This window comes from Sphaerisporangium perillae (assembly GCF_023276435.1).
Classification (GTDB): Bacteria; Actinomycetota; Actinomycetes; order Streptosporangiales; family Streptosporangiaceae; genus Sphaerisporangium; species Sphaerisporangium perillae.
Genome location: NZ_JALLPO010000018.1, coordinates 73662 through 98116 on the forward strand (window position 1 = coordinate 73662; position 24455 = coordinate 98116).

Annotated in this window: 18 protein-coding genes; 7 read left to right on the forward strand and 11 right to left on the reverse strand. The window is 71.3% G+C overall.

Annotated features, from left to right (window positions below):
- Window positions 1–353: 353 nt before the first annotated feature.
- From MYF83_RS18955 to MYF83_RS18975, 5 genes are all read right to left on the reverse strand, one after another.
- Complete coding sequence (locus MYF83_RS18955; protein WP_248961798.1) at window positions 354–1277, reverse strand: DNA-3-methyladenine glycosylase family protein; 924 nt, start codon at window positions 1275–1277, stop codon at window positions 354–356.
- 43 nt (window positions 1278–1320) lie between these two features.
- Complete coding sequence (manB, locus tag MYF83_RS18960; RefSeq protein ID WP_248961799.1) at window positions 1321–2424, reverse strand: mannose-1-phosphate guanylyltransferase; 1104 nt, start codon at window positions 2422–2424, stop codon at window positions 1321–1323.
- A gap of 15 nt (window positions 2425–2439) precedes the next feature.
- Window positions 2440–3567 carry a glycosyltransferase family 4 protein gene (locus MYF83_RS18965; protein ID WP_248961800.1) on the reverse strand — a complete coding sequence of 376 codons (1128 nt, stop codon included), beginning with the start codon at window positions 3565–3567 and terminating at the stop codon, window positions 2440–2442.
- Window positions 3568–3789: 222 nt separating this feature from the next.
- On the reverse strand, window positions 3790–4713 hold the full coding sequence (locus MYF83_RS18970; protein ID WP_248961801.1) for a lysylphosphatidylglycerol synthase domain-containing protein: 924 nt from the start codon (window positions 4711–4713) through the stop codon (window positions 3790–3792).
- Window positions 4710–5597: a class I SAM-dependent methyltransferase gene (locus MYF83_RS18975; RefSeq protein WP_248961802.1), complete on the reverse strand. Its 888-nt coding sequence runs from the start codon at window positions 5595–5597 to the stop codon at window positions 4710–4712. Before MYF83_RS18975 ends, MYF83_RS18970 begins: the two co-directional genes overlap by 4 nt.
- A 226-nt stretch (window positions 5598–5823) precedes the next feature.
- On the opposite strand from MYF83_RS18975, the gene MYF83_RS18980 reads away from it, so the two are divergent.
- Complete coding sequence (locus MYF83_RS18980; RefSeq protein ID WP_248961803.1) at window positions 5824–6768, forward strand: lysylphosphatidylglycerol synthase transmembrane domain-containing protein; 945 nt, start codon at window positions 5824–5826, stop codon at window positions 6766–6768.
- Here the strand turns inward: MYF83_RS18980 and MYF83_RS18985 are convergent.
- The 3 genes from MYF83_RS18985 to MYF83_RS18995 all read right to left on the reverse strand — a co-directional run bounded on the left by MYF83_RS18985 (window position 6723) and on the right by MYF83_RS18995 (window position 10985).
- Window positions 6723–7799, reverse strand: coding sequence for a glycosyltransferase family 4 protein (locus MYF83_RS18985; protein ID WP_248961804.1), 1077 nt, complete (start codon window positions 7797–7799; stop codon window positions 6723–6725). The genes MYF83_RS18980 and MYF83_RS18985 overlap by 46 nt on opposite strands.
- Window position 7800: 1 nt before the next feature.
- A complete protein-coding gene (locus MYF83_RS18990) occupies window positions 7801–8694 on the reverse strand; it encodes a glycosyltransferase family 2 protein (RefSeq protein ID WP_248961805.1) in 894 nt (297 codons plus the stop codon).
- A 254-nt stretch (window positions 8695–8948) separates the two neighbouring features.
- Window positions 8949–10985, reverse strand: coding sequence for an ArnT family glycosyltransferase (locus tag MYF83_RS18995; RefSeq protein ID WP_248961806.1), 2037 nt, complete (start codon window positions 10983–10985; stop codon window positions 8949–8951).
- Between the two features lie 287 nt (window positions 10986–11272).
- Between MYF83_RS18995 and MYF83_RS19000 the strand changes: the two genes are divergently transcribed.
- The 5 genes from MYF83_RS19000 (at window position 11273) to MYF83_RS19020 (ending at window position 19182) form a co-directional block, all read left to right on the forward strand.
- Window positions 11273–13003, forward strand: coding sequence for a phospholipid carrier-dependent glycosyltransferase (locus MYF83_RS19000; RefSeq protein ID WP_443729296.1), 1731 nt, complete (start codon window positions 11273–11275; stop codon window positions 13001–13003).
- Between the two features lie 173 nt (window positions 13004–13176).
- Complete coding sequence (locus tag MYF83_RS19005; protein ID WP_248961807.1) at window positions 13177–15003, forward strand: LCP family protein; 1827 nt, start codon at window positions 13177–13179, stop codon at window positions 15001–15003.
- A gap of 266 nt (window positions 15004–15269) precedes the next feature.
- Window positions 15270–17102, forward strand: a complete 1833-nt coding sequence (locus tag MYF83_RS43820; RefSeq protein WP_248961808.1) for an acyltransferase family protein — start codon at window positions 15270–15272, stop codon at window positions 17100–17102.
- 80 nt (window positions 17103–17182) lie between these two features.
- The gene (locus MYF83_RS19015; RefSeq protein WP_248961809.1) at window positions 17183–18298 is read left to right on the forward strand and encodes a glycosyltransferase; all 1116 of its coding nucleotides are present in this window, start codon (window positions 17183–17185) and stop codon (window positions 18296–18298) included.
- Window positions 18299–18432: 134 nt separating this feature from the next.
- Window positions 18433–19182 (forward strand): acetoacetate decarboxylase family protein, encoded by a 750-nt coding sequence (locus MYF83_RS19020; RefSeq protein ID WP_248961810.1) that lies wholly within the window; start codon window positions 18433–18435, stop codon window positions 19180–19182.
- On the opposite strand, the gene MYF83_RS19025 is transcribed toward MYF83_RS19020, so the two are convergent.
- Window positions 19145–19582, reverse strand: coding sequence for a TetR-like C-terminal domain-containing protein (locus MYF83_RS19025; RefSeq protein WP_248961811.1), 438 nt, complete (start codon window positions 19580–19582; stop codon window positions 19145–19147). The two genes, MYF83_RS19020 and MYF83_RS19025, sit on opposite strands and share 38 nt — an antisense overlap.
- Between MYF83_RS19025 and MYF83_RS19030 the strand changes: the two genes are divergently transcribed.
- Window positions 19583–20596, forward strand: a complete 1014-nt coding sequence (locus MYF83_RS19030) for an aldo/keto reductase (RefSeq protein ID WP_248961812.1) — start codon at window positions 19583–19585, stop codon at window positions 20594–20596. It begins immediately after the preceding gene.
- 285 nt (window positions 20597–20881) lie between these two features.
- Here MYF83_RS19030 and MYF83_RS19035 read toward each other — a convergent pair whose 3' ends face one another.
- Together MYF83_RS19035 and MYF83_RS19040 are read right to left on the reverse strand one after the other, a co-directional pair.
- Window positions 20882–22552, reverse strand: coding sequence for an NAD-dependent malic enzyme (locus tag MYF83_RS19035; RefSeq protein ID WP_248961813.1), 1671 nt, complete (start codon window positions 22550–22552; stop codon window positions 20882–20884).
- A 54-nt stretch (window positions 22553–22606) separates the two neighbouring features.
- Complete coding sequence (locus MYF83_RS19040; RefSeq protein ID WP_248961814.1) at window positions 22607–24349, reverse strand: pyruvate dehydrogenase; 1743 nt, start codon at window positions 24347–24349, stop codon at window positions 22607–22609.
- Window positions 24350–24455 lie beyond the last annotated feature (106 nt).

Genomic DNA, 24455 nt, shown 5'->3' on the forward strand with positions numbered 1-24455 from the left:
AGAGGCACAGTACGAAACGGCTGTGCCGGGAGGTTGTGCCGGGGTGTCCATGAACGCCCACGGCGGTCCGGCGTCGTCGCCGGCGAACCGTCCGAGCTTTAGCCATCCTTAAGAGTAAGAGTCAAGGATTCTCGATAGACGTAAACATATGCACAGGCACACAATTAGAGGGTCACCGGCTCACCTGAGCCCCCGTACCCCCAAGGAGAACCCGATGTCCTGGCTGATCCTCGCCTTCATCGCCACCGCCGCCGTGCTCGCCCCGCTGTTCGGCACCGACACGCGCGACGGCCGTGACTGGAGACCCGGCACCCCGCCCGTGCTCGGCGAACGGCGCGCCTGGCTGCGGCACCTCAGAAGGAGCGATAGTCGCGAGCGGGCATCCGCGGCCCGCGTGCCGGCGGTCGCCGCCCGCCAAGTTCGAGCAGGCGGATGATCCGGTGGCGGTGCCCCCGGTAAGGCGCGAGCAGTTCCAGCATCCCGGCGTCGTCGGTCCTGCGGCCGGTCAGCGACCACCCCACCAGCGACGGCAGGTGGTAGTCGCCGACCGAGACCGCGTCCGGGTCTCCGTGGGCCCGCTGGCGGATCTCCGCCGACGTCCACACCCCGACGCCCGGCAGCGCCCGTAGCAGCCTGTCGGCCTCCGCCGCGCCGGCCGCCTCGAGCTTCTCCGCGTGCAGGGCGGCGTTGACGATCGTCCTGGCCCGAACGGCCTCCGCCCCCGCGCGGTGCCAGTCCCACGACGGGATCTTCCGCCACACCTCGGGGCCGGGGAAGACGCGCATCATCGCGGGCGCCGGGCCGGGCGCGGGCTCGCCGTACCGGGAGAGCAGCCATCGCCACGCCCGCCACGCCTCGCGGCCGACGACCTTCTGCTCGAGCACTGCGGGCACGAGCGCCTCGAACACCCGCAGCGTACGGCCCACCCGCAGCCCCTGGTGGCGCGAGGCCAGCTCCCGGACCAGCTCATGGCCCGCGTACCCGAGCCCCTCGACCAGCCGCCGGAAGTCGCCGACGCCGTCGTGGGCGCCGAGGAGCTGGGGAAGGGTCTCCAGCATCCACGCGGCCCCCGGACCCCACGCCTGCGCCACCACCAGCGCCTCACGCGGCTCGACCGTCACCCGCAGCGTGCCCGGGCCTTCGGGCGTGCGGGAGGTACGCCAGATCGCCCGGTCGGCGGTGAGCTGCCAGGCGGGGTCGCCGCTCCCCCGCCGATGCGGCGCCAGGATCGGCTCCACATCGAGGGGACCGTCCGGCCGCCACCTGCGTTCTCGCACAGCGTCCACAGTATTGGCGCCGCGCCTCTGGCAGGGGCGGGGGTCAGACGTCGCTGGAGAACCGGACCGCGCTCGGCGGCAGCTGGACGCCCGGCCATACGCGGGCGCCGGCCAGCAGCTCGTTGCCCGAGCCGACCACCGCGCCGTCGCCGATCACGGCGTTCCGCAGGACCGCTCCCGACGAGACCCGGGCGCCCGCTCCCACCACGGAGTCGACGACGGTGGCCCCTGACTCGATCACGCAGTCGGCGTCCAGCACGCTGCCCCTGACGCAGGCCTCGGACTCGACGACCGCCCTCGGCCCCACCACCGTGCCGCCCGCGATCTTGGCGTTGGGCGAGACCTTCGCCGCCGGCATCGCCAGGAACTCCCCGCAGGCGCCGGGAAGCGCCGGAGAGGCCAGGCGGCCGAGCACCAGATCACACGAACCCTGGACGAAGGCCGCGGGCGTGCCCACGTCGAGCCAGTACGAGCGGTCGGCGTACCCGAGCACCAGCTCGCCGGCCTCGATCATGCCGGGGAACGTCTCACGCTCGACGGAGACGACCCGCCCCGCCGGAATGCGGTCGATGAACGAGCGCTGGAAGACGTAGCACCCGGCGTTGATGCGGTTCGTCACGGGATTGGGCGTCTTCTCCAGGAACGCGGTGACCCGGCCCTCCGGGTCCGTCGGCACGCAACCGAACCTCGACGGGTCGTCCACCTCGGTCAGATGGAGCGTCACGGCCGCACCGCGCGAGACGTGCAGCTCGACCTGCTCGGTGATGTCGTGCCCGGACAGGATGTCGCCGTTCAGCACGAGGACCGGCGCGTCCGGACCGCAGGTCAGCGCCTCGGCGGCGTTGCGGATCGCTCCACCGGTGCCGAGCGGGGTCTGCTCGGTCATGTACTCCAGCGACAGCCCGAACGCCGAGCCGTCCCCGAACGCCTCGGCGAACATCGAGGCGCGGTAGGAGGTGGCGAAGACGATGCGCTGGACGCCGAACGACCTCGCCCGGGCGAGCTGGTGGGCGAGGAACGGCACACCGGCCGTCGGAAGCAGTGGCTTGGGGGTGCTCAAGGTCAGGGGACGAAGACGGGTGCCCTGCCCGCCCACAAGGAGAATGGCCTCAAGGTGCGCCGACTCCGGCGAGTAGCTGCTCGTCACACCGGTGAGGCTAGCTCACTGATCGACCGCTCGTTGATAGGAAATCATATGAGCCTCGGCGGAGGCGTCCCACGTGAACTCCCGGGACCGCGCGAGGCCCGCCTCGGCGAGTGACCGCCTGCGCTCCGGAGCCTCCAGCAAGGCCCTCAGGGCGTCCCTGATGCTCTCGGCGTCGGGCTCGGTGTAGGCCACCGCCTCGCCGCCGACCTCCGGCAGCGACGTGCGGTGGGTGGTGAGCACAGGGGCTCCGCAGGCCATGGCCTCCAGCACGGGCAGCCCGAAGCCCTCGCCCCTCGACGGGAACGCGACCACGACCGCGCCGCCTAGGAAACCCGGCAGGTCGGCGAAGGAGAGATAGCCCGGGCGCACGACCCGCACGGTGACCGGAAGCTCGCTGATCGCGTCGTCCACGTCGTCGTTCCAGCCCGCTCCGCTGGCCAGCACGAGCGCCGGCGGCGACGGCAGGTCGCGGACCGCCTGGCCGAAGCCCTTCACCAGATTGGGGACGTTCTTGCGCGGCTCGAAGGCGCCGAGGAAGGCGACGTACGAGCGTCCGCGCAGGCTGAGCCGGCCGGCCACCCTCGTGGTCTCCTCGTCCGACGGCCGGTGGAACAGCGCCCGGTCGGCGCCGTGGTAGGCGACGTCGATGCGCGTCGGGTCGGCCGCGAGCACCCGCACGAGCTCGTCGCGGGTGGCCTTGGAGGGCACGATGACCCGTGTCGCGTTGCGCACCGCCGTGCGGGTGGCGGCGCGGAAGAAGGAAGCCCTGACCGCGTTGTGCTGGTCGGGCTCGGTGAACCAGGTCACGTCGTGGACGGTCGCGACCGTGGGCAGCCCGGAATGCAGAGGGATCGAGTAGTAGGGGGCGTGGATGACCTGGGCGCCGACCTGGCGGGCGAGCACAGGGATGCCGGTCTGCTCCCAGACCAGGCGGGCGGCGCGGTTCGCGATCGTCGGAGGGCCGGCGAGGATGCGCGCCGAAGGGGCGATCTTGCCGTAGCGCTCGGCGTCCGCTCTCTGGCAGACGACCGAGAGATCGGCGCCGGCCCGATCGAGAGCGGCGACCAGCCCGTCCACGTAGCGGATCAGAGCCCCGCGGTCGGCGGGCACCGCCGCGGCGTCGACGAGCACTCGGGGCGTCAAGAGCGATCGCTCCTCTCGGATCTCCGTGCCGTTCCTCTACGGAGATCGCGCGCGGGCGAAGGGCACCTGTTCGCTGCGAACCGGCAGGGGCACTGTCGTGTCCCGCCGACCGCCTGCCCCTCGCCCCCGATCCCCATCGTCTTCACTCTATTGCGAGGCTCCCCAAAACCGTGAGAGTTATGGCACGCATTTCATCCGTCGCGTGGGCAACGAATGCGAAAATCAGTCGCGATCGGCGGTGACGGGAACGGTATCGGCTCGGCGAGCCGCCAGGCCCGCGAGGCCGGCGCACACCAGGTCCCCCGCCGAGACCACCAGCCGGGAGCACAGCGCCGCCGCGATGGCCCGCCCGCCGTCCAGCACCGGCGCGAGCGCCGCCACCATGGCCACCTCGCGCACCCCCGCTCCGGCGGGGGCGACGACCACGATGAACCCCAGGCACCAGGCCAGCGCGAACGCTCCTAGGGACAGGACAATGGCCTGCGTCCCGGTGGCGCCCAGCCCGGTCACGAGCAGTCCCAGATGGAACCCGTACGCGGCCCAGCCGGCGAAGGCCCAGCCGGCCGAGGTGAGCACACCCCGGCGGGTGAGCGGGCGCTCCAGCGGGGGGCGCTTGAGCACCTTGAGGCCGAACCCGAGCACCCCGTTGACGACACGGGGATGCAGCCCGGCGACGAGCACGGGCAGCAGCAGCAGGAGCCAGGCGTAGCGCGCCACCGAGTCGCCGGCGAAGGCCGGCAGGGTGAGGACGGCCACGGAGAGACCACTGGCCAGATAGATCGGATATGTCAGGAAGAACGCGGCGGCGCTGCGGGGACGCGGCACGCCGAGATCCTTGCCCATCTCCATCTGAGCGAGCACCGGCCACAACGACCCGGGGATGTACTTCCCGAGCTGCCCCACGAAGAACACCTTGGCCGCGTCCGTGAACGCCAGCGGCGAGCCGAGATCGGCCAGCAGCGCCCGCCACATCAGCATCCCCGCCACGAGCGCCGCCAGCACCGCGACCAGCGACCCCGCCAGCAGCGGCCACGACAGCCGGGCGAAACCGTCCGCCACCTGCGACCACCGGCCCGCGATCGCCCAGGCGCCGAACCCGAGCGCGACCAGCAGGAACGCGAACCTGATCAGCTTCTTCCGCGTCATGGAGTGCGCACGGGCTCGGGGGGCTGCGGGAGGGCCCGGCCGAGAGGCCTGCGGGGCGTCTTCGTCGCCACCCACAGGTAGGTCGGCACCACCGGCAGCAGCGCCCGCAGCGCCGGGCGGGGCGTCCTCGCCAGCGTCCCCTGCGCGACGCGCCCGGCCGCGCCGGGGAACAGCTCGCCCCCGGCGAACCTCTCCGGCGAGGCCAGCACCGGGAAGGAGTAGTCCCACACGTGGAAGTCGCCGAGCATCCGGCGCAGGCCCCGCCTGGTGCGGAACCGCTCGTAGTAATGGTCGGCGCGGCCCGAGGCGCGCACGTACCGGTCGGCGAGCGACGGCGGCAGGTAGGACAGGAACGGCAGCTTGTAGTGCGGCTCCATCACGCCGAGCCGGTTGCCGAGGCCGAGGTACAGCACACCGTCGTCGGCGAGCACGCGGTGCAGCTCCCGCACCACGGCGTCGGGGTCGACCACGTGCTCGTAGATGTGGTTGAGGACCAGGACGTCCATCGAGCCGTCGGGGAACGGCAGCGCCGTGCCGTCCGCGCAGACGAACTCCACCCGCTCGCCGAAGCGCTCGTCCGCCCTGCGCAGCCCCGGCACGTCGATGTCCACCCCGAAGGCGCGGCGGGCGCCCGCCGACGCCAGCTCATCGGCGATGAACCCCGCCGAACAGCCGATGTCGGCCACGGTCAGCCCATCGAGCACCGCGGCGGAAGCGCCGTCGCCCGCGGCCGCGTCTCGGCCCAGGAAGTGCGCGAGCACAGCGATGATCTTGGCGGCCTTGCGGCGCCGCTTGGCCTCGTCCAGCATCGCGGCCTGGATCTCTGAATACTCGAGCTGCGCCACGCGTTCTGTGCCCACGGCGCCCAAGTGTATTGTGCCCATGGCGCTCGCTCCGCTCGCGCTGTGCGAGGGCGCCCTTGAGCCGGCGGTCTTCCTCGTCACTCGGAAGCGCTCGTTCCTCGCACTTCCTCCTTCCTCGGTCAGGACACCGGCGCGCCCTCGCACGCTGGGGGGTGAACCCTGAGAAAGCGTTCAGCGGGATTCAATGAACGTGTAACTGTGATGGGAGGACCTACCGGCGGGTAACCGGGCGTCGTACGCTGGGCGGATGTTGAGCCGGCTGCGATCAAGTCCTCTGCTCCGGGTGGGGCTCGCGCTCGTCGCCCTGGGTTTCCTGGCCTATGGCCTGTCCCGGAACTGGAACGACACCGTCGCCGCGCTCGGCAGCCTGTCGTGGTGGACGGTCGCCGGCTCGGTCGCCGCGGTCCTCGTCGGTCTGGGGTTCATGCTCCTTGCCTGGCGGGCCGTGCTCGCCGGGTTCGGCTCTCCGCTGCCGCTGCGGGTGGCCGCCAAGATCCTGTTCCTCGGCCAGCTCGGCAAGTACGTCCCCGGATCGGTGTGGGCGTTCGCCGCGATGATGGAGCTGGCCCGCGACCACGGCTCCCCGCCCCGCCGGACGTTCGGCGCGACGGTGGTCGGCCTTGTGACCTCGCTCGGCTGCGCGCTCGCCCTCGCCGCGGTGACCCTCCCCCTGACCTCGCAGGACGTGGCCAGGCAGACCTGGTACCTGATGGCGCTGATCCCGTTCATCGCCATCGGCCTGCATCCCCGGGTGCTCACCTTCGGCCTCAACCTCGTGCTGAGGATCGCCCGCAGGGAGCCGCTCGACCGCGTGTCGGGGTCGGCGATGCTCGCGGCGGCGGGCTGGACGATGGCCGGCTGGCTGTTCTACGGCGTGCACATCTGGCTGCTGCTCAGCGACATGCGTCCCGGCGGAGGCCCGTCGCTGTTCGCCGTAGCCGCCGGCGCGTACGCCCTCGCCTGGGTGACCGGGCTGCTCACCGTCATCGTCCCGGCCGGCATCGGCGTCCGCGAGGGCGCCATGGTGCTCGTGCTCGCGCCCTTCCTGGACGCCCCGCACGCGCTGGTCATCGCGGTGGTTTCGCGGCTGGCCTTCACGCTGGCCGACGTCGCCTGGGCCGGGCTCGGCTTCGTACTGGCGCGCGGTCAGGCTCCCGAGGAGAGCAGAGCGGCGGCGTACGCGGCCCAGTAAGGCTCGGGGTCCACGGCCTTCACACCCTGGCGCAGCCGCTCGGGCTCGCCCTCCTCGTAGAACCGGGTGATCGCCCCGGCGAGCGCGTCCACCGACCCGGGCTCGACGAGCAGGCCGTCCACCCCGTCGGTGACGTGGTCGGCGAGCGCCCCCACCCGCGTCGCGATGACCGGGAGGCCGTGCTCGTGCCCGAGCCAGGCGTTCTGGCTGGCCGTGGCCGACCGGTAGGGCAGCACGAGAGCGTCGGCCTCCGCGAACAGCGCCGGCACGTCGTCGGCGGCGACGTAGCCCGGCCGCAGCTCGACCCGATCGCCCAGGCCCAGCTCGCCGATCAGGCCGCGCGTCTCGTCGAGACCGCCCCAGAATTCCCCCGCCACCGTGAGCGACACCCCCGGGACCCGGGCGAGGGCGCGCAGCAGCAGGTCAAGACCCTTGTACGGGCGCACCATGCCGAAGAACAGCAGCCGGCGGCGCACCCCGCCCCCGGCCCTGACCTCGCCCTTGGCCGGGAGGTGCGGCGGCAGCGCCGCCACCCGCACCGGGGCGGGCGCCAGCTCGCGGGCGATCGCGGCCTGCTCGGGCGAGTGCGCGAGCGCCCGGTCCACCCGGCGCAGCAGTGCCTTCACGAGCGGCGCGTCGTACCGCTTGGTCTCGTGCGGCAGCACGTTGTGGCACAGCGCGACCACCTCGGTCGCGCGGCGCACGCCGTAAAGGATGCCCAGGTAGGGAGGCACCTGCACGGGGCTGAGCAGCGTGAGGACGGCCAGGTCCGCCTCGCGCAGCCGCCGGCCGCAGCGTGCCCATCCGTCCGGCCGGCGCCAGTCGAGGTCGCGCCGCACGTGCGGGAACGGCTCCCCCTCGGGCGTCGAGATCGTCTGCTGCCCCGGGTACAGGAACGAGGGGTACTGGGCGCGCCAGGACTCGATCACGACGTCATGGCCGAGGGCCGCGAGCCGGTGCGCCAGCTCGGTGGTGTGCTGCGCCCCGCCGCCCTTGTACGGATAGGTCGGCCCGACGATCGCGACGCGCACGTCATTCGCCCCGGGAACGGACGATCAGGTCGGCGAGCAGCGCCAGCGAGCCGATGATCAACCCCGAGAGGAAGGTCATCACCGTGCTCGCCGGGAAGTAGAAGGGGTGCCTGATCATGTCGACGACGCCCTTGCCCAGCGCGATCACGACCAGCCAGATCGCCGGCGGCATGAGCACCTTGAGCGGGTTGAAGTACATCACCATCCGCAGCACCTGCAGGATGTAGCGGTAGGCGTCGGAGATGAAGCTGAACTTCGACTTGCCCGCCCGCTTGCTGTAGCCGATCGGCATGTAGTGCACGTCGTGCTGGTTCGACAGGAACGCCAGCGTGATCGTCGTGACGCAGGAGAAGCCGGGAGGCAGCAGCCGGAGGTAGGGCAGCGAGACCGACTTCCTGAAGGCCCGCAGGCCGGAGTTCAGGTCGGGGATCTCCTGGCCGGCCAGGCGCTCGGCCACCTTGCGGATGAACCACTTGGCCGGCACCCGCAGGATCTTGTGGGAACCCTGCTCGCTGGTGCGCGCCCCGACGACCTGGTCGATCGTCGGATCCTTCTCCAGGAGCTGCACCAGCTCAGGAATGCGCTCGTTAGGGTAGGTCATGTCGGCGTCGGTCCACACCACGATCTCGCCGCGCGCGTCCTGGGTGCCGATGCGCCGCACCGTGCCCGAGCCGCCGTTGCGGTGGAACGCCACGATGCGCATGTGCGGGAACCGGGGCGCCGCGTCGCGGAGCCGGAGCAGGGTCTCGTCGGTGGAGTGATCGTCCACCGCGGCCAGCTCATAGGTGTAACCGCTGGCGTCCATGGCCGCGCAGATGCGCTCGACCTCGTCGATGACGTGGTCCTGCTCGTTGTAACAGGGCAGAACGATCGTCACGTAGGGGTTCGCGTCCACGGCGGATCCAGTCTCAGGCGTCTCGGTCACACTCACGTCGGGCGAGGATACAGTGCCCGGCCGGCAAGCGAGTCCCCGTCAACCCTAACTGGGGCTCTTCCCGCGATCCCGGCCGCTATTCCACGTCGTACCTCCAGCTCGACTGCACCCCCGGCATGCGGCCGACCGGCCTTGCCCACCCAGAAGCCCGTCGGGCTGCGTGTCACGGCGCGGACTCCGGGCACCGACCTCACCGTGGCATGGATGCGCGGCGGTCAGGCAGTGCCCGGGATCGACATCCAGACGTCGATGGCCAGGGACCAGGTGCCGTTCGGGGGGTCGACGAGGGAGCGCTCGTCCTGGCGGGTGCGGAGCCGCATGACCTGCGTGGCCGAGCCGTACGGGGCGAGCTGGGACTGCTTCGCGGCCAGCAGCACCGGGCGGCGGCCGGCGGAGCGGATGTGCCCGGCCAGGCGGTTCACGTCCGAGGGCGCGGCGACGTCCCGGTCGGCGCCGGCGTCGGCGGCCCCGGTCTCTGCCGGCGGGCGGATCTGGGCGGCGGGCAGACCGCACATGCCGCGGATCAGCTCGGTGAACCGGTCACCCGTGACCCGCTCCACGACCAGCACCGAGGCGTCGCGGGGCAGCGCCGCGCACAGCCTCTCGACCGCCGCCGCCTCGCCGCGTTCCATGGGGGTGAAGCCGGTGCCGATCGAGGTCACCGCGGCGGGGACCACCAGCAGCGCGCCGCCCACCGCGGCCAGCGAACGCTGGGCGACCGTCCCGTACCCGACGTCGCGGGCCCTGGCCCACACCCAGCGCAGCCCCCACGCCGCCAGCAGGATCAGGCCGGGCAGGACCACCGGCACGAGCCGCCGGGACGCGAAGGGGTGGTCGGGGGTGATGGCCGGGCGCCAGAGCGTGGTGACGGTCGTCCAGCCGATGATCGCCAGCGGCAGCAGCCAGAGGAAGCCCCTGCCCCGCACCATGCGCCTGACCAGCACGGCCGCCGCGAGCGTGGCCAGCATGACGACGGGCACGCCGACGTACCAGATCACCCAATAGAGCGAATTCTCGTAGTACAGCCGGGTCGGATCGGGCCACAGCCCGTTCGCCACCTGCGTCCCCCGGATGAAGATCGAGTTCATCGCGTCGTCGGGGGTGGCGGGCACGCGCCGCACGGTCTGCACCCACGGGCGCACGGCCAGCACGACCATCACCAGGAACACCAGCGCCGCCAGCGCGTCCGGCAGGCGGCGCGCGGGCGGCCACGTGCGCAGCACCTTCCAGGAGGCCGGGACGAGCCTCGGCCCGGCGACCGCACCGGCGACCGTCAGCGCGAGCACCACCCCGCAGATCGCGAGCAACGGCACCACGGAGTCGGACAGGTAGTTGAGATACGGCCTGGCCAGGACGAACGCCGCGACCAGCCCCAGACCGGCTCCCGCCACCAGCCCGGCCAGCAGCGGCACACCCATCCGGGCGTAGGCCTCGCCCCGGCCGCGCCTCCCGCGCAGCGCGATCAGCAGCCCCGCGTACGCCAGCACGGGCAGCACGTCCCGCAACCCGTCGACGCGCACCAGCACCGCCAGGCCGAACGCCAGCCCGGCGACCACCGCGGCACGCGGCCGTCGGCGAGCGTCGTCGGTGAGCGCGATGCCACCGAAGATCAGAATGAGCGAGGGGATCTCGCTGAAGGTGGTGCGCGAGGTGTACAGGATCGGCAGCGCCACCGCGAACGCCAGCGCCGCCGGCGGGGCCCATCGCGCGCCGACCAGCCGGGCGGTGACCCCGGCGACCGTCAGCACCGCCAGAGCGCCGAGCACCGGGGCGACCAGCAGGAGACCGGACACCCCGCCCAGCCAGTGACCGATCGCGTCGACGAGCGGCGCGCCCGGCATGAACTGCGGCACCACCGCGCCGTCATGATCGTAGAAGCCCACGCTGTCGAAGCGCAGCGCCGGATCGGAGCCGCCGAACGCCGCCGCCCCGTACGGGATGGGCAGGGACCCGTGCCCCGCCAGCCAGGCGGTGTACTGCGCGTAGGTCGCGGGATCCCTGCGGACGATCAGCTGCTCGCTGTGGAAGACGGCGTTGAACACCCCGGAGGCGACGGCGATGCCGGTGACGGCGACGACATGCCGAGCCGTGGCGTCGGGCGCCTCCCGGCCGCCCGTGAAACGGACCCAGTACCCGCACAGGGCGACGGCGAGCACCCCGCCCAGCAGCAGTGCCGGCAGCGGCCGGAACCAGCCGAGCAGCAACAGCGGCAGCCCGGCGAGCAGCCAGCCGGTCAGCACGAGCGCGGGCATGACGGTCACCGCCGCGAGCACCCGCCCCGCCGACGGCCATCGAGAGCGATCGAACCGGGCCCCATCCATAGTCCCCGCGAGCCTAACCGCCGGCCGACCCCCCAGCGCCCCGCCCACCCACCTACAGGCCCAACTCCCCCCACCACCCACCATCCCACCGCGCACCTGCGCACGTACCGGCTGGGGACGGGTAACGTACGGGCCGGATCTCGCGTCGACGGATCGGGTGCGTCGCGCGGGACTTCGGTGGCCCCGGGCTCTGCCGGGGAGTGACGAGCGGGGGTGAAGTGGTCGCTGCCGAGCGGGCCCCCACGGCGCTGGGCGGCGCCCGTAAGCGGGGCGGCACCCGCATGCGCACCGCCTGGCCGCACCTGCGGTCTCCGAGCACCCGGAACGCGATCCTGCGGGCTGCCGCTCGTGAACACCGGTGGTTCCTGGTGGTGCTGTCGCTGGGTGCGGCGCTGCGGCTGGTGACGATGCTCGGCTACCGGCCGGCGCTGTGGTTCCCCGACTCCTACACCTACGTGGTGACCGCGCTGCGGCCCCGGCCCGATCTGGTGCGTCCCGCCGGATACTCGATGTTCCTGCGCCTGCTGGAGCCGTTCCACGCTTTCGGGGTCGTGGTCGCCGTCCAGCACCTGCTCGGCCTGGCCATGGGCGTGCTCGTGTACGCCACCGTCCTGCGTCGCGGGGGACGCGCCTGGGCGGCGACGCTCGCCACGGCGCCGGTGCTGCTGGACGCCTACCAGATCGAACTGGAGCACCTCCTCGTCTCCGACACCCTGTTCGCCTTCCTCATCGTGGCCACGATCTGCACCCTCCTCGGCACCCCGACCTGGCGCGGGACCTGTGCGGCCGGTGCGTTGCTGGGGGCCGCGACTCTGACCAGGACGGTGGGACTGCCGCTGGTAGTGGTGGTGGCGGCGTGGCTGCTGTTGCGCCGCTCCGGCCCACGCCGCCCTGGCGCGGGGACCGCTGACCGGCGCGAGGTGACCTCCGTGTCCCCCGTCCGCAGGCTGCTCTCGCATTCCGGCTGGGCGGGTGCGCGTCTTGCGGTGGTGCTGGTGGTCGTGGCGTTGGTGCCGATCGCGGGGTATGCGGCGTGGTTCTCGGCCACCTATCACCGGTTCGGCATCGTGGGCTCCAACGGGGTGTTCCTGTACGCCCGGACGATGTCGTTCGCGGACTGCGGGGTCATGCGGCCGCCGCCGGACCTCGCGGTGCTGTGCGACGGCAGGCCGCCGTCCCGCAGGCCGCCGTCGCAGGAGTTCGTGTGGGCTCCCGACGCTCCGCTGGTGGCGCTGCCCGGCATCACCTTCACCAAGGAGACCGACCGGCTCGCCGGGCGATTCGCGTTCCTCGCGCTGCGCAGCCAGCCGGTGGACTACGCCGTCTCGGTGCTCTCGGAGCTGGCCCGGTCGTTCACCTGGGGCCGCCCCGTCTACCCCGACCAGGAGATCTACGACTACTACGAGTTCCCGGCGAGGACGCCCGCGCCGCCCGGCCGCTACCCCGCCATGGTGGGCGCGGATCTCGCCGTGCGCTACGAGCAGGGGCCGATCGGGACGCGCATCGTCGAGCCGTTCGCAGGATGGATGCGCGCCTACCAGGACGTGGCCAGGCTGCCCGGCACGGCGCTGCTGGCCATCCTCCTGCTGCCTCCGGCCGTCGCGGTCGCGAGCACATGGAGGAGCCGCCGCGCCGCCCACCCTTCCGAGGGGAACCGCGACGCCGTCCAGCCGCTCGAGGGGAACCGCTCCGCCGTCCAGCCGCTCGAGGGGAACCGCTCCGCCGTCCAGCAGTCCGGTCCGCGGACGGTCCCGAGCCTGCGGAGCGGGGCGCGGAGGTGGGGGGCCCCGTCATGGGCGCTGCCGTGGGTCGCTTCGGTGTCCTTGCTGGTCATCCCGGCGGCGACGGCGGAGTTCGACTACCGCTACGTCCTGCCGGCGGTGCCGCTGGCGTGCCTCGCCGCCGCGCTCCTGACGGCGAGACAGGCGGATCGGTCAGAGACGTCATGACCTGCGAATTCTGTGAACTTCAGGTAAAGCCACGGATTACGATATTCCAGGAAATACCCTCGTGTCGGTAAGCTTGGCGGCCGGATCGATCCCTCTGGAGTATTCATGATCATGCGCTTGTTCACCCGATCATGCTGCCCAGAACCGGGCCGGTGACCTAATCTCATGACGAAATGAGCGACCACCGATACGGCGCCACGGTCAGGGACCAACCGGGCGAGCCGGCCACGCCGGGCCGCAGGTCGAGCCACGGCCGCGCGCCCGAGCCTCCGATCGACGCCTCCCCACGGGAAGGGACGCGCCGTCGCAGGGGCGTCCCTCATGAACCGCCGCCGTCGGAGCGTCCGGACCCCTACGAGCACCTCTACGGGCCGCACCCATCAGGGCCGCAGGAGCTTCCCCTGGTCGACGAGCCGCGTGGCGGCCGCCGCCAGCGGGGCGGGTCCGCACAGCCGCCGCCTCCCCCGCCGGAGGACCCCGGCCACGGGCGCCGTCGCGGCGGCGGGAACGGCCCGCGCGGCAGCGCCGGCGGCTCGCGGGTTCTGGCCTGGGTCAGCATCGCGCTCACCAGCGTCCTGGTGCTCCTGGCGCTCACGGGCTACACGCTGTACCGCAACGTGCTCGGCGAGGTCGGCGTTGAAGACGTCACCCCCGACCTCAACGCCAACCGTCCGGTGAACGCCACGGGCGCGCTCAACGTCCTGCTGGTCGGCTCCGACTCCCGTGCGGGCGACAACAAGAAGTACGGCCAGCACATGTCCGGCGAGGGTGAGCGCACCGACACGATCATCCTCCTGCACGTCTCACCGAACCGCGACAAGGCGACGCTGATCAGCTTTCCGCGCGACTCGATGGTGCAGATCCCGGCGTGCAAGAACGCCCGGACCAAGGTCGCCCTTCCGCCCCGCCTCGACATGATCAACTCCGCCTTCAACGAGGGCGGCATGGCCTGCACGATCAACACGATCGAGGCGAACACCAACATCCGCGTCGACCACTACATCAAGGTCGACTTCACCGGCTTCAAGGCCATCGTCGACGCGCTCGAAGGCATCGAGATCTGCGTCCCCACGGCGGTCGACGACCGTCAGGCCAAGCTCCACCTGACGGCCGGCAAGCAGACCGTGAAGGGCGAGACCGCGCTCGCGTACGTGCGCGCGCGGCACTCCCTGGGCGACGGCAGCGACATCAGCCGCATCAAGCGGCAGCAGATCTTCCTCTCCCAGGTGATCAAGAAGGCTACCAGCGGTGACACCCTCACCAATCCGGCCAAGCTGCTGAACCTCGTCAAGGCCGGCGCCCACTCGGTCGTGATGGACCCGCAGCTCGACGTGGACACGCTGATCCAGATCGCGCAGAGCGCCCGCAGCCTCACGGCCAAGGGCGTCAAGTTCGTCACGGTTCCCTGGGAGCCGTACCCGGCGGACAAGAACCGCGTCCAGTGGAAGCAGCCGGACGCGGGCCGGATGTTCGAGTCGCTCCGCACCGACATCGAGGTCACCCCGTCCGCCAAGCCGAGCGCGTCGTCCTCCAGCGGCCCGGCCAAGCCCGCGATCAAGCCCAGCCAGGTGCGCATCCAGGTCGTCAACGGCACCAACACCACCGGCAAGGCCAAGGAGGTCGCCGAGGCGCTGGCGGCGCAGGGCTTCAAGGTCACCCAGGTCGGCGACGCGCGGAACGCCGACGGAACGGACCGGCCGCAGACCATGCTGCTGTACTCCAAGAACGCCAAGGACGGCGCCGACTACGCCGCTCCGGTGGTCGGCAAGCTGCTGAACAAGGTCACCCCGGCGGGGGGCAAGGTGAAGACCGCGTTGCTCCAGCCGTTCACCCCGTCCGCGACGCCCACGGCCACCGCCGCATCGACGGCCACGCCGCCGGCCGGGTCCCCGATCCTCCAACTGGTCGTCGGGGCCGACTTCAAGGGCGTCAAGGTGCCGGTCACCATCCCCGACAGCGCCCGCGTGGTCGACTCCAAGACCGACGTCTGCAGCACCTGAGCACCCTGCCTCCAAGGCGCCTCAGGCCGCCCTCCGAGGCGCCCTGAGCAGATCATGAGAACGGCCCGATCCCCCTGCGGGACCGGGCCGTTCTCATGATCTGTGCTGGGAACTTCCGACTCCGTCGCGACATTTGATGATGGGAGCGTTAGGGTGGATGATCTGGCAAGCGCCCCCGAGTACCGTTTCCGCCAATTCGGTGCGGGGCGCCTCCACAAGTCAGAAGCCACCCCTGGTCTCCCGACAGATAGCTGAGCGTTTCCCCCGTGAGTGACACCAGATCCTCCTTCCAGGTTCCGGCTCCACGCACCGACGGCGTCTCCACCGACGCCGACGAGGCAAGCCCGCCCGGTGGACGAGGAGAGGCGCCGATGGATCCCGGCTCGGACACCGGCCTGAGCTCCGACATCGGCGAGGAGGAGGCGCCCACCGCCCGCTGGCCCGTTCCCGACTACGCGGCGCCGCCGACGGGGGCCTGGGACCGGCAGCGCGTCTCGACCAGTGAGCACGCCCGGGAGCCCCTGTGGCCGCTGCCCGAGGGCGCCGACACCGGCCCCGGTGCCGGTCACGCCCGGCACGGCGCGCACGCCGCTCCTCCGGCCGCCGAGGAAGACCCGGAGACCTTCACTTTCGACCGCCCCTCCTGGGACGCCCCTCCGGCCGCCCAGGCGTCCGGCGTGCTGCCGCCGGCCGAGGCGGGAGGCCGCGTGCCCTCCGCAGACGCCGCGCGCGACACCTCGTCCTCCGTCGGTTCCACGCCCGGCGAGGCCCAGCCCGGCCCCCGCGGACGCGCCCTGTCGCGGCGTCCGGTGCCCGCCTGGGAGACACCGCCCGCGCCGCCCACGCCGGGGGAGCAGCAGCCGCCGCCGGAGGCTCCGGCCTCGGACGGCTTCTCGTACTGGCAGCGGCGACCGGCCCCGCAGGACTCCCCGTCCGGTCCCTTCGGGCCCTCAGGTCCGTCCGCTTCGGCTCGGCCCGCTGCGGCCTGGGCCGGGCAGCCGGCCGGCCAGGGTCCTGGACACCCGATGGCCTCCTGGGGCTCCGCCGAGCCCGAGCCCGAGGAGACCCCGGCGCCCGCGCCCGTCAAGCGGGCCCGCGAGCCGTACCTCGACAACGTGAAGTTCCTGCTCATCGCGCTGGTGCCCGCCGGGCACGCGCTGGTGCCGACGCTGGCGGCGCACTCGTCCCGCTCGGCCTACCTGTTCATCTACGTGTTCCACATGCCGCTGTTCGTCGTCATCAGCGGCTACCTGAGCAGGAACTTCTGGAACTCCAACGCCAAGACGAACAAGCTCGTCGACACCTTCCTCGTGCCGTACGTGATCGTCGAGGTCGGGTACGCCGTGCTCCGCTTCGCGCTCGGCCACAAGTGGAGCCTGACGATCATCGACCCGGCCTGGCTCAACTGGTACCTGCTGGCCCTGCTGCTGTGGCGGCTTTCCACGCCCGTGTGGAAGCGCATGCGCTACCCGCTGCCGATCGCGGTCGCCGTCTACCTGCTCGCCGGCCTGTCCGACCTGCCCGGTGACTTCAGCATGGACCGCTTCTTCGGGCTCATGCCGTTCTTCGTGCTCGGCCTGTGGCTGCAGCCGCGCCACTTCGAGATGCTCAACCGCGCCTGGGTCAAGATCTTGTCGGTCGGGGTGCTCGCCGGGGCCGCCGGGGTGGCGATCCTCATCGCGCCGCACGTGCCGCTCGAACCGATCTACTTCAAGGACAGCTACGCCGAGCTCCACCTGTCGTGGTGGATGGGCATGGCCATGCGCGTGGGCCTGCTGATCGCCGCTCTTGCGGTCTCGACGGCGATCATGGCGCTGGTCCCGCGCAAGAAGACCTGGTTCACCGACCTCGGCACCCGCACGCTGTACTGCTACCTGCTCCACGGCATCCCCGTGATGATCGCCAAGGAGATGGGCTGGCTGAGCTTCCCGTGGCTGCACGGGCCGCTCGGCGTCATGGCCATCATGAGCAGCGCCTTCGCCCTGGCCATCGTCCTGTGCCTGCCGGAGACACGCGCGGTGTTCAAGTGGCTGGTGGAGCCGCGCCTGGTCTGGCTCTACCGCAGGCCGTCCGGCCAGGCCAAGGAAGCCACCACCTAGAGGCGGATGTTCAGCCGCATTTTCACCGCGATTCACGGTCCGCATCCGGGCGGGAAGGGAACACCGCCCAGCATTGACGCATGAAGGTATGTGTCGGCACGATCGTCCACCACCCGGAGGACGCGCGGATCATGCACCGGCAGATCCGCGCGCTGCTCGACGCCGGGCACGAAGTGACCTATGTCGCGCCGTTCACCCACTGCAACGTCACCCCGCCGCAGGAGATCCGCGCGATCGACGTGCCGCGCGCCGTCGGACTGCGCCGGGGACATGCGCTCAACGCGGCGCGCGGGGCGCTCAAGAAGGGCGCGAAGGACGCCGACCTGCTGCTGATCCACGACATCGAGCTGCTGTTCGCCCTGCCGCGACGGCGCCCGACGACGGTCTGGGACGTGCACGAGGACATCGTGGGCGCCCTGGAGACCAAGGACTACCTTCCCGCGGCCGCGCGCGGCATGCTGCCGGGCCTGCTCCACCGGATCGAGACCCGGGCGGAACGCCGCCTGCACCTGATCCTGGCCGAGGCCGCCTACCGCGACCGCTTCACCGGGGACCATCCGGTGGTGCCGAACACCACATACGTGCCCGAGACGCCTCCGCCCCCGCCAGGCGCGAACCGCATCGTCTACGTCGGGCAGCTCTCCGAGGCCAGGGGCGTGGTGGAGATGATCCAACTGGCCCGCAGGCTGAAGCCGCACGGGATCCGGCTGGACCTCATCGGAGCCGCCGACGCCGCGGTCCGCCCGCTCCTGCGCGACGCGCAACGCGAAGGGCTGCTCGACTGGTTCGGTTACGTGCCCAACAACCACGCGCTTCGCATGGCCCAGGGCGCGCTCGCGGGGCTCTCGCTGCTGCACGACGTGCCCAACTACCGGCAGTCCCTGCCCACCAAGGTCATCGAGTACATGGCCAGGGGCGTGCCGGTGATCACCACCCCGCTGCCGCTGGCGGCCTCGATCGTCGGGCGGGCCGACTGCGGCATGATCGTCCCCTACGGCGACGTGGAGGCGACCCTGCAGGCCGTGCTGCGGCTGCGGGACGACCCCGAGCGGCGGACCGTGATGAGCGCCCGAGGGTACGCCGAGGCCCGGGGCCACTACCACTGGCCCGACCAGGCCCGCGACTTCGTGTCCCACCTCGAGGAGTGGGCCGCCCCCGCCCTGTCCCCCCGCTTCCACCAGGCCGCCCTGGCCTGACCCCCGAAGGCCACCCGGATCCGGCCACGAGGCCGTCCCGGCCCTCCTGCCCCGCCGCTCCGGCCGACAAGCCGTCCGATCTACGGCTTCTGTACGGCTGGCGCCCCGAACCTCGGGTTGGTGTACTGGAAGTCATGGCCAGCCATCTCGTCCAAGGGCGTCCGGTCACTCTCCCCGTGGAGGTCAGGGACGCCGCGGTCTGCACCGCGATGTACCTCGTACGGGCGGACGCCGCCCGCGCCGTGCTCGCCTACGCGGACCTCGACGTCACCGAGGTGCTCCCCGGCAAGGCGCTGTGCATCCTGGGATTCGTCCAGTACGCCGACAGCGACCTCGGCTCCTACAACGAGTTCGGCGTGGGGTTCATGGTCCGTCCTCCCGGCGCCGCCCGCCCGCCCGCGCGGAGCGCGCTGTCCGGGCTCAAAGATCTCCACCTGCACGGCGCCGGGGCCTTCGTCCACTGGCTACCGGTCGACCAGGGCTTCACCCTGGAGGCCGGCCGCGCGCTCTGGGGCTTCCCGAAGGAACTGGCCGAGGTCGACATCCGGCTCTCCTCCCCCTACAAGCGCTGCATCCTGCGCAAGGACGGCCGCCTCGTGATCGATCTGCTGATCCGCCCCGGCATGCCCGTCCCGGGCACCGGCCCCGTCTCCCTGGACGCCTACACCCGCCTCGACGGGGTGACCCGGCGCATCCCGTGGACCATGCGTCCCCACGGCATCCGCACCCGTCCCGGCGGAGCCTTGATCAGGCTCGGCAACCACCCCATCGCCAAGGAACTCAGCGAACTGGGCCTCCCCAAACACGCCCTCTTCACCGCCACGGTCTCCCACCTCACCATGAGCTTCAAGGATGCGGAGCCGCCGGCTTCGGCAGGCCTGTGATGAGCATGTGTGTCAGCAGATCGTAGGTGTCGTCCAGGTTGACGGGGCGGCCGAAGCCGCCTGCGGACTCCAGAACCGTGAAGCCGTGGACGGCCGCGCGCAGGCAGCGTGTCGCGTGGATGGCGTCCGCCCCCTCCAGCCCGTACTCGCGGAGGGTGGCGAGCACGATGTCGACCAGCCGCTCACCCGCCTCGGCCAGTTCGGCCGACTCGGGCATCCCGGTCTGGATCATGGCGGCGTAGCGGCCGGGGTTGGCCACGACGTAACCGCGGTAGGCGTCCATGAAGGCGCGCAGCGCCTGGTCGCCTGAACGGCCGAGCACGGCCTCGCGCAGCCGGTCCGCCAGTTCGTCCATGACCCGGATGGACACCAGCACGTTGAGCTCCGCGAGGTTGCGCACGTGCTTGCAGAGGGACGGCGTGGCGACCCCCGCGCGGCCGGCCACCGCCGACAGGGTGAGCGCGGCCGCGCCTTCCTCGTCGACGATCCGCAGCGCGAGGTCGACGATCACGTCCGGCGACAGGCCGACGCCGGTGGCAACGTCGTCGACACCGCGATCAACTACCGGGGCGGCGCCAGCGAGGAGTACCTCGGAGAACTCCTCACCGGCCGCCGGGAGCGGTTCGTCCTGGCCTCCAAGTACACGGTCACGCGGGACGGCGCCGACCCCAACGCCGCCGGCAACCACCGCAAGAACCTGACCGGTTCGCTGGAGACCAGCCTGCGCCGGCTGCGTACCGACCACCTGGACGTGTACTGGGTGCACCTGTGGGACCGGCACACCCCGATCGAAGAGACCATGCGCGCCCTGGACGATGCCGTCACCGCCGGCAAGGTGCTCTATATCGGTATTTCTGACGCCCCGGCCTGGGTGGTGTCGCGGGCCAACACCCTGGCCGAGTGGCGCGGCTGGACACCGTTCGCCGGTCTCCAGGTGCCCTACAGCCTGCTCAACCGCGACATCGAACGTGAACTACTGCCGATGGCCGAGGCCTTCGGCCTGACCGTGGCGGCCTGGAGCCCGCTCGGCGGGGGCGTGCTGTCGGGCAAGTACACCCGTCCCGGCGGCCCCGGCTCCGGCACCCGGCACGCTCCCGACTCGATCAGTGAGCACGACCTGTCGGTGGCGCGCGCGGTGCAACAGGTCGCCGGCGACCTTGGCGTCACCGCCTCGCAGGTGGCCCTGGCCTGGACCCGCGTCCGGTCGCGCGCCGTGCACCCCATCATCGGCGCGCGCAACCTCGACCAGCTCACCGACGACCTCGGCGCGCTGGAGGTCACCCTCTCGCCGGAGGCGGTGGCCCGGCTCGAGGACGCGACCGCCTTCCCGGCCGGCTTCCCCGCCGACTTCATCGCCCAGACCTCCCCCTGGGTCTTCGGCGAGGTATCCCAGCGAGTCGACGGACGTTACTAATCTCTGGGTGATGGACCTGGTCCGAAACGGGGAGAGTCGAAGGTGTCGGCTATCAGGCTGCTCGTGCTCGGCGCCGTTCGCGAGCGCGGCCGGGCGCACGGCTACTGGCTCGCGTACGCGACACCCCGCTGGACCACTCCGAACGGGAGCAACTGGCCGACGCCTTGGCCAACGCCCACGACCTGGCGTCCACCCTGCCGGCCGAGGGGAAGGCGTAGCCCTGCGGGTCCTTGTCTGCGGCGCCGGCCCGTCGAGGCCTCGTCCCACTCGCCGACTGCTCGTTCATCAGTTTTCGTATCTCGGGACCCACTGGGTGGCGGCGACCCGTGCGCGCAGCTCATCCGCGCCCGCGTGGGGCGCAACGCCCTCGCGCACGGCCGTGACCGCGACGGCGGTGGCGATATGAACGGCAGCGCCGCGCAGCCCGCCGATCGGCGGAAGCAATGACGCGCGCTCGGCGGTGAGCGCCGGCGACAGCTCGCCGAGGGCGCCGGCGGCCGCCTGCAACATCCCGTCGGTCACACGCGTGGCCCGCGAGGTCACGATGCCCAGGCCGACGGCCGGGAAGATGAACACGTTGTTGCACTGCGCGACCGGAACCTCGGTGCCGTCGATCTTCAGCGGCGGATAGGGCGAACCTGTGGCCACCAGGACCCGTCCCTCCGTCCACCGGGCCAGATCGGCGGGGTCGGCCTCCGAACGCGAGGTCGGATTGGACAACGGGAAGATGATCGGCCGTCGGACCTTCCGCGCCATCTCGCGAATGATCGGCTCGCTGAAGGCGCCGGTCGCCGTCGACAGCCCGATCAAGATGGTGGCGTCCACATTAGCGATCACGTCGGCCAGATCGGGCGCGCGGGTGCCGGTCCGCGTCCAGCCGGCGATCGTCTCGGCGGGCTGGGCGTAGACCCGCTGTTCGGGAGTGAGATCGGTCCTGTGCTCGGTCAGCAGGCCGTTGACGTCGACTACGTAGAAGCGGCGGCGCGCCTCCGCGTCGAAGACGCCGTCGGTCGCCATCTGCACACGCAGCATGTCGGCGACGCCGATTCCCGCCGAGCCCGCGCCCAGCATCACGATCCGCTGGTCGCGCATCCGCGAGCCGGCGGCGCGTACGGCGCCGGTGATCGCTCCGGTCGCGACCGCGGCCGTGCCCTGGATGTCGTCGTTGAAGGTGAGGAGCCGATCACGGTAGCGATCCAGAATCGGGCGTGCGTGCGGGGTGGCGAAGTCCTCCCACTGCAACAGCGTGCCTGGCAGCTCCTGCTCGACCGCCCGCACGAATCGCTCGACGTAGTCGTCATAGTCATCGTCGCCGATCCGTTCGTGCCGCCATCCGATGTACTCGGGATCGCCGAGCCGCTCCTCGTTGTTCGTGCCGACGTCCAGCACGATCGGCAGGGTCCGGGCGGGGTGGATGCCGCCTATCGCCGTATACAGGGACAGCTTGCCGATCGGGATCCCCAGCCCACCAGCTCCCTGGTCACCCAGACCAAGGATCCGCTGCCCGTCGGTGACGACGATCACGTCCACCGCACGGTTGGGCCGGTTGCGCAGCAGCTCCGCCAGCCGCTCCCGATGCGGATAGGACAGGAACAGGCCGCGGCTGCGCCGATAGATCTTGCTGAAGCGCTGGCAGGCGAGCCCGACCGTCGGCGTGTAGACGATCGGTAGCAGCTCCTCGACGTGCTCGATGAGCAGGTTGTAGAACAGCACCTCGTTCGTGTCCTGCAGGGCACGCAGGTAGACGTGCTTCGCCAGGTTGGCGTCGTAGCCGCGGTACGCCTCGTACGCGCGCGCCGCCTGCTGGTCAAGACTCTCGATCACAGGGGGGAGCAGGCCGTCGAGCCCGAGCTCGCGACGCTCGGTCGCGCTGAACGCGGTGCCCTTGTTCGTCAGCGGGTTTTCCAGCAGTGCGGCGCCGTACCTGCGCGCCGCCGTCTCCGGTGTCGTCGCCATCACGGACTCCCTAGGTGGTCGTCGGAGCGGCCCACGGGGGTACGACCCTCGCGGTCAGGGGCGCGGAATGTTGCGCAGGTTGGAGCGGGCGAGCTGGATCATGCGGCCCACGCCACCGTTGAGCACGAGCTTGCTGGTGGTCACCGCGAAGCCGGCCAGCTGCTGGCCGGTGATATGCGGTGGGATGGAGAGCGCGTCGGGGTCGGTGACGAGGTCCACGAGAGCCGGCCCGTCGTGGTCCAGCGTCTCGCGCATCGCGTCTCGTACATCCTTCGGATCTTCGACCCGCACGCCGTGGGCCCCGGCCGCGCGGGCGATGGCCGCGTAGTCGGTGCGGGGATAGGTCGTGCCGTAGGGCGGAAAGCCCGCGACCATCATTTCAAGATCGACCATGCCGAGCGCGGAGTTGTCGAAGAGCACCACCTTGACCGGCAGGTCGTACTGCGTCAGCGTGAGGAAGTCGCCCATCAGCATCGAGAAGCCGCCGTCGCCCGACAGGGCGACCACCTGCCGGGTGCGGTCGGACATCTGCGCGCCGATGGCCTGAGGCATGGCGTTGGCCATGGAACCGTGGTTGAACGACCCGATGATCCGGCGCCGGCCGTTCGGGGACAGGTAGCGCGCCGCCCAGACGTTGCACATGCCGGTGTCGACGGTGAAGATCGCGTCGTCGGCGGCCTCCTCGTCCAGGATCGAGGCGGCGTACTCCGGATGGATCGGCCGGTGCCGTTCCACGTCCCGCGTGTAGGCGGCGACGACGCCCTCCAAGGCGGCGGCATGCTTGTTCAGCATCCGGTCGAGGAACCGGCGATCGGTCTTCTCCCGCACCTGCGGCGTCAACGCGTGCAGGGTTTCGCGGACATCGCCCCAGACCGCCAGAGCCAGCGCGCAGCGGCGGCCCAGATGCTCGGGCCGGATGTCGACCTGGACGATCCGCACGTCGTCGGGCAGGAACGCGGTGTAAGGGAAGTCGGTGCCCAGCAGGATGAGCAGGTCGGCCTCGTGCATCGCATCGTAGGCGGCGCCGTAGCCCAGCATCCCGGACATTCCGACATCGAAGGGGTTGTCGTACTGGATCCATTCCTTGCCGCGGAGCGCGTGCCCGACCGGTGCCTTGACGCGCTCGGCGAAGGCCATGACCTCATCGTGGGCACCCGCGGTCCCGCTGCCGCAGAACAGCGTGATCGCCTCCGCCTCGTCGACCAGCCGGGCCAGCGCGGCGATCTCGGCCTCTCCGGGACGTACGGCCGGTCGCCGGGTGACCAGAGCCAACTCGTCGGCCCGCTGAGGCGCGTCCTGCCCGGCGATGTCCCCCGACATGCTCACGACGGCGACCCCCGAAAGGCCGACCGCGTGCTGGATCGCGGTTTGCAGGATCCGCGGCATCTGCGCCGGATGGGAGATCAGCTCCGAGTAATGGCTGCACTCGGCGAACAACCGGTCGGGATGGGTCTCCTGAAAGTAGACGGTGCCGATCTCGGCGCTCGGGATGTGTGCGGCCAACGCCAGCACCGGCGCCATGCTTCGGTGCGCGTCGAACAAGCCGTTGATCAGATGCAGATGCCCCGGACCGCAACTGCCCGCACATGCGCAGAGACGTCCGGTGAGTTGCGCCTCCGCCCCCGCCGCGAACGCCGCGACCTCCTCATGCCGCACCTGTACCCACTCGATGGTGGCATTCCGGCGTACGGCGTCGGTGACGGGATTGAGGCTGTCCCCGACGACACCGTACAGTCGCCTGACCCCGGCCTTCGAGAGAATATCGACGAACTGTTCCGCGACGCTTTGCTTCGCCATGGTGAACCCCCCGCCGAGCGGAGACCCGCCCCCGAGGCGGCCGTTTCCGGTCAAGTCCCATCGCTCGCGTAATCCATTCTGCACCTCGCCCAGATGATCGTCGCCA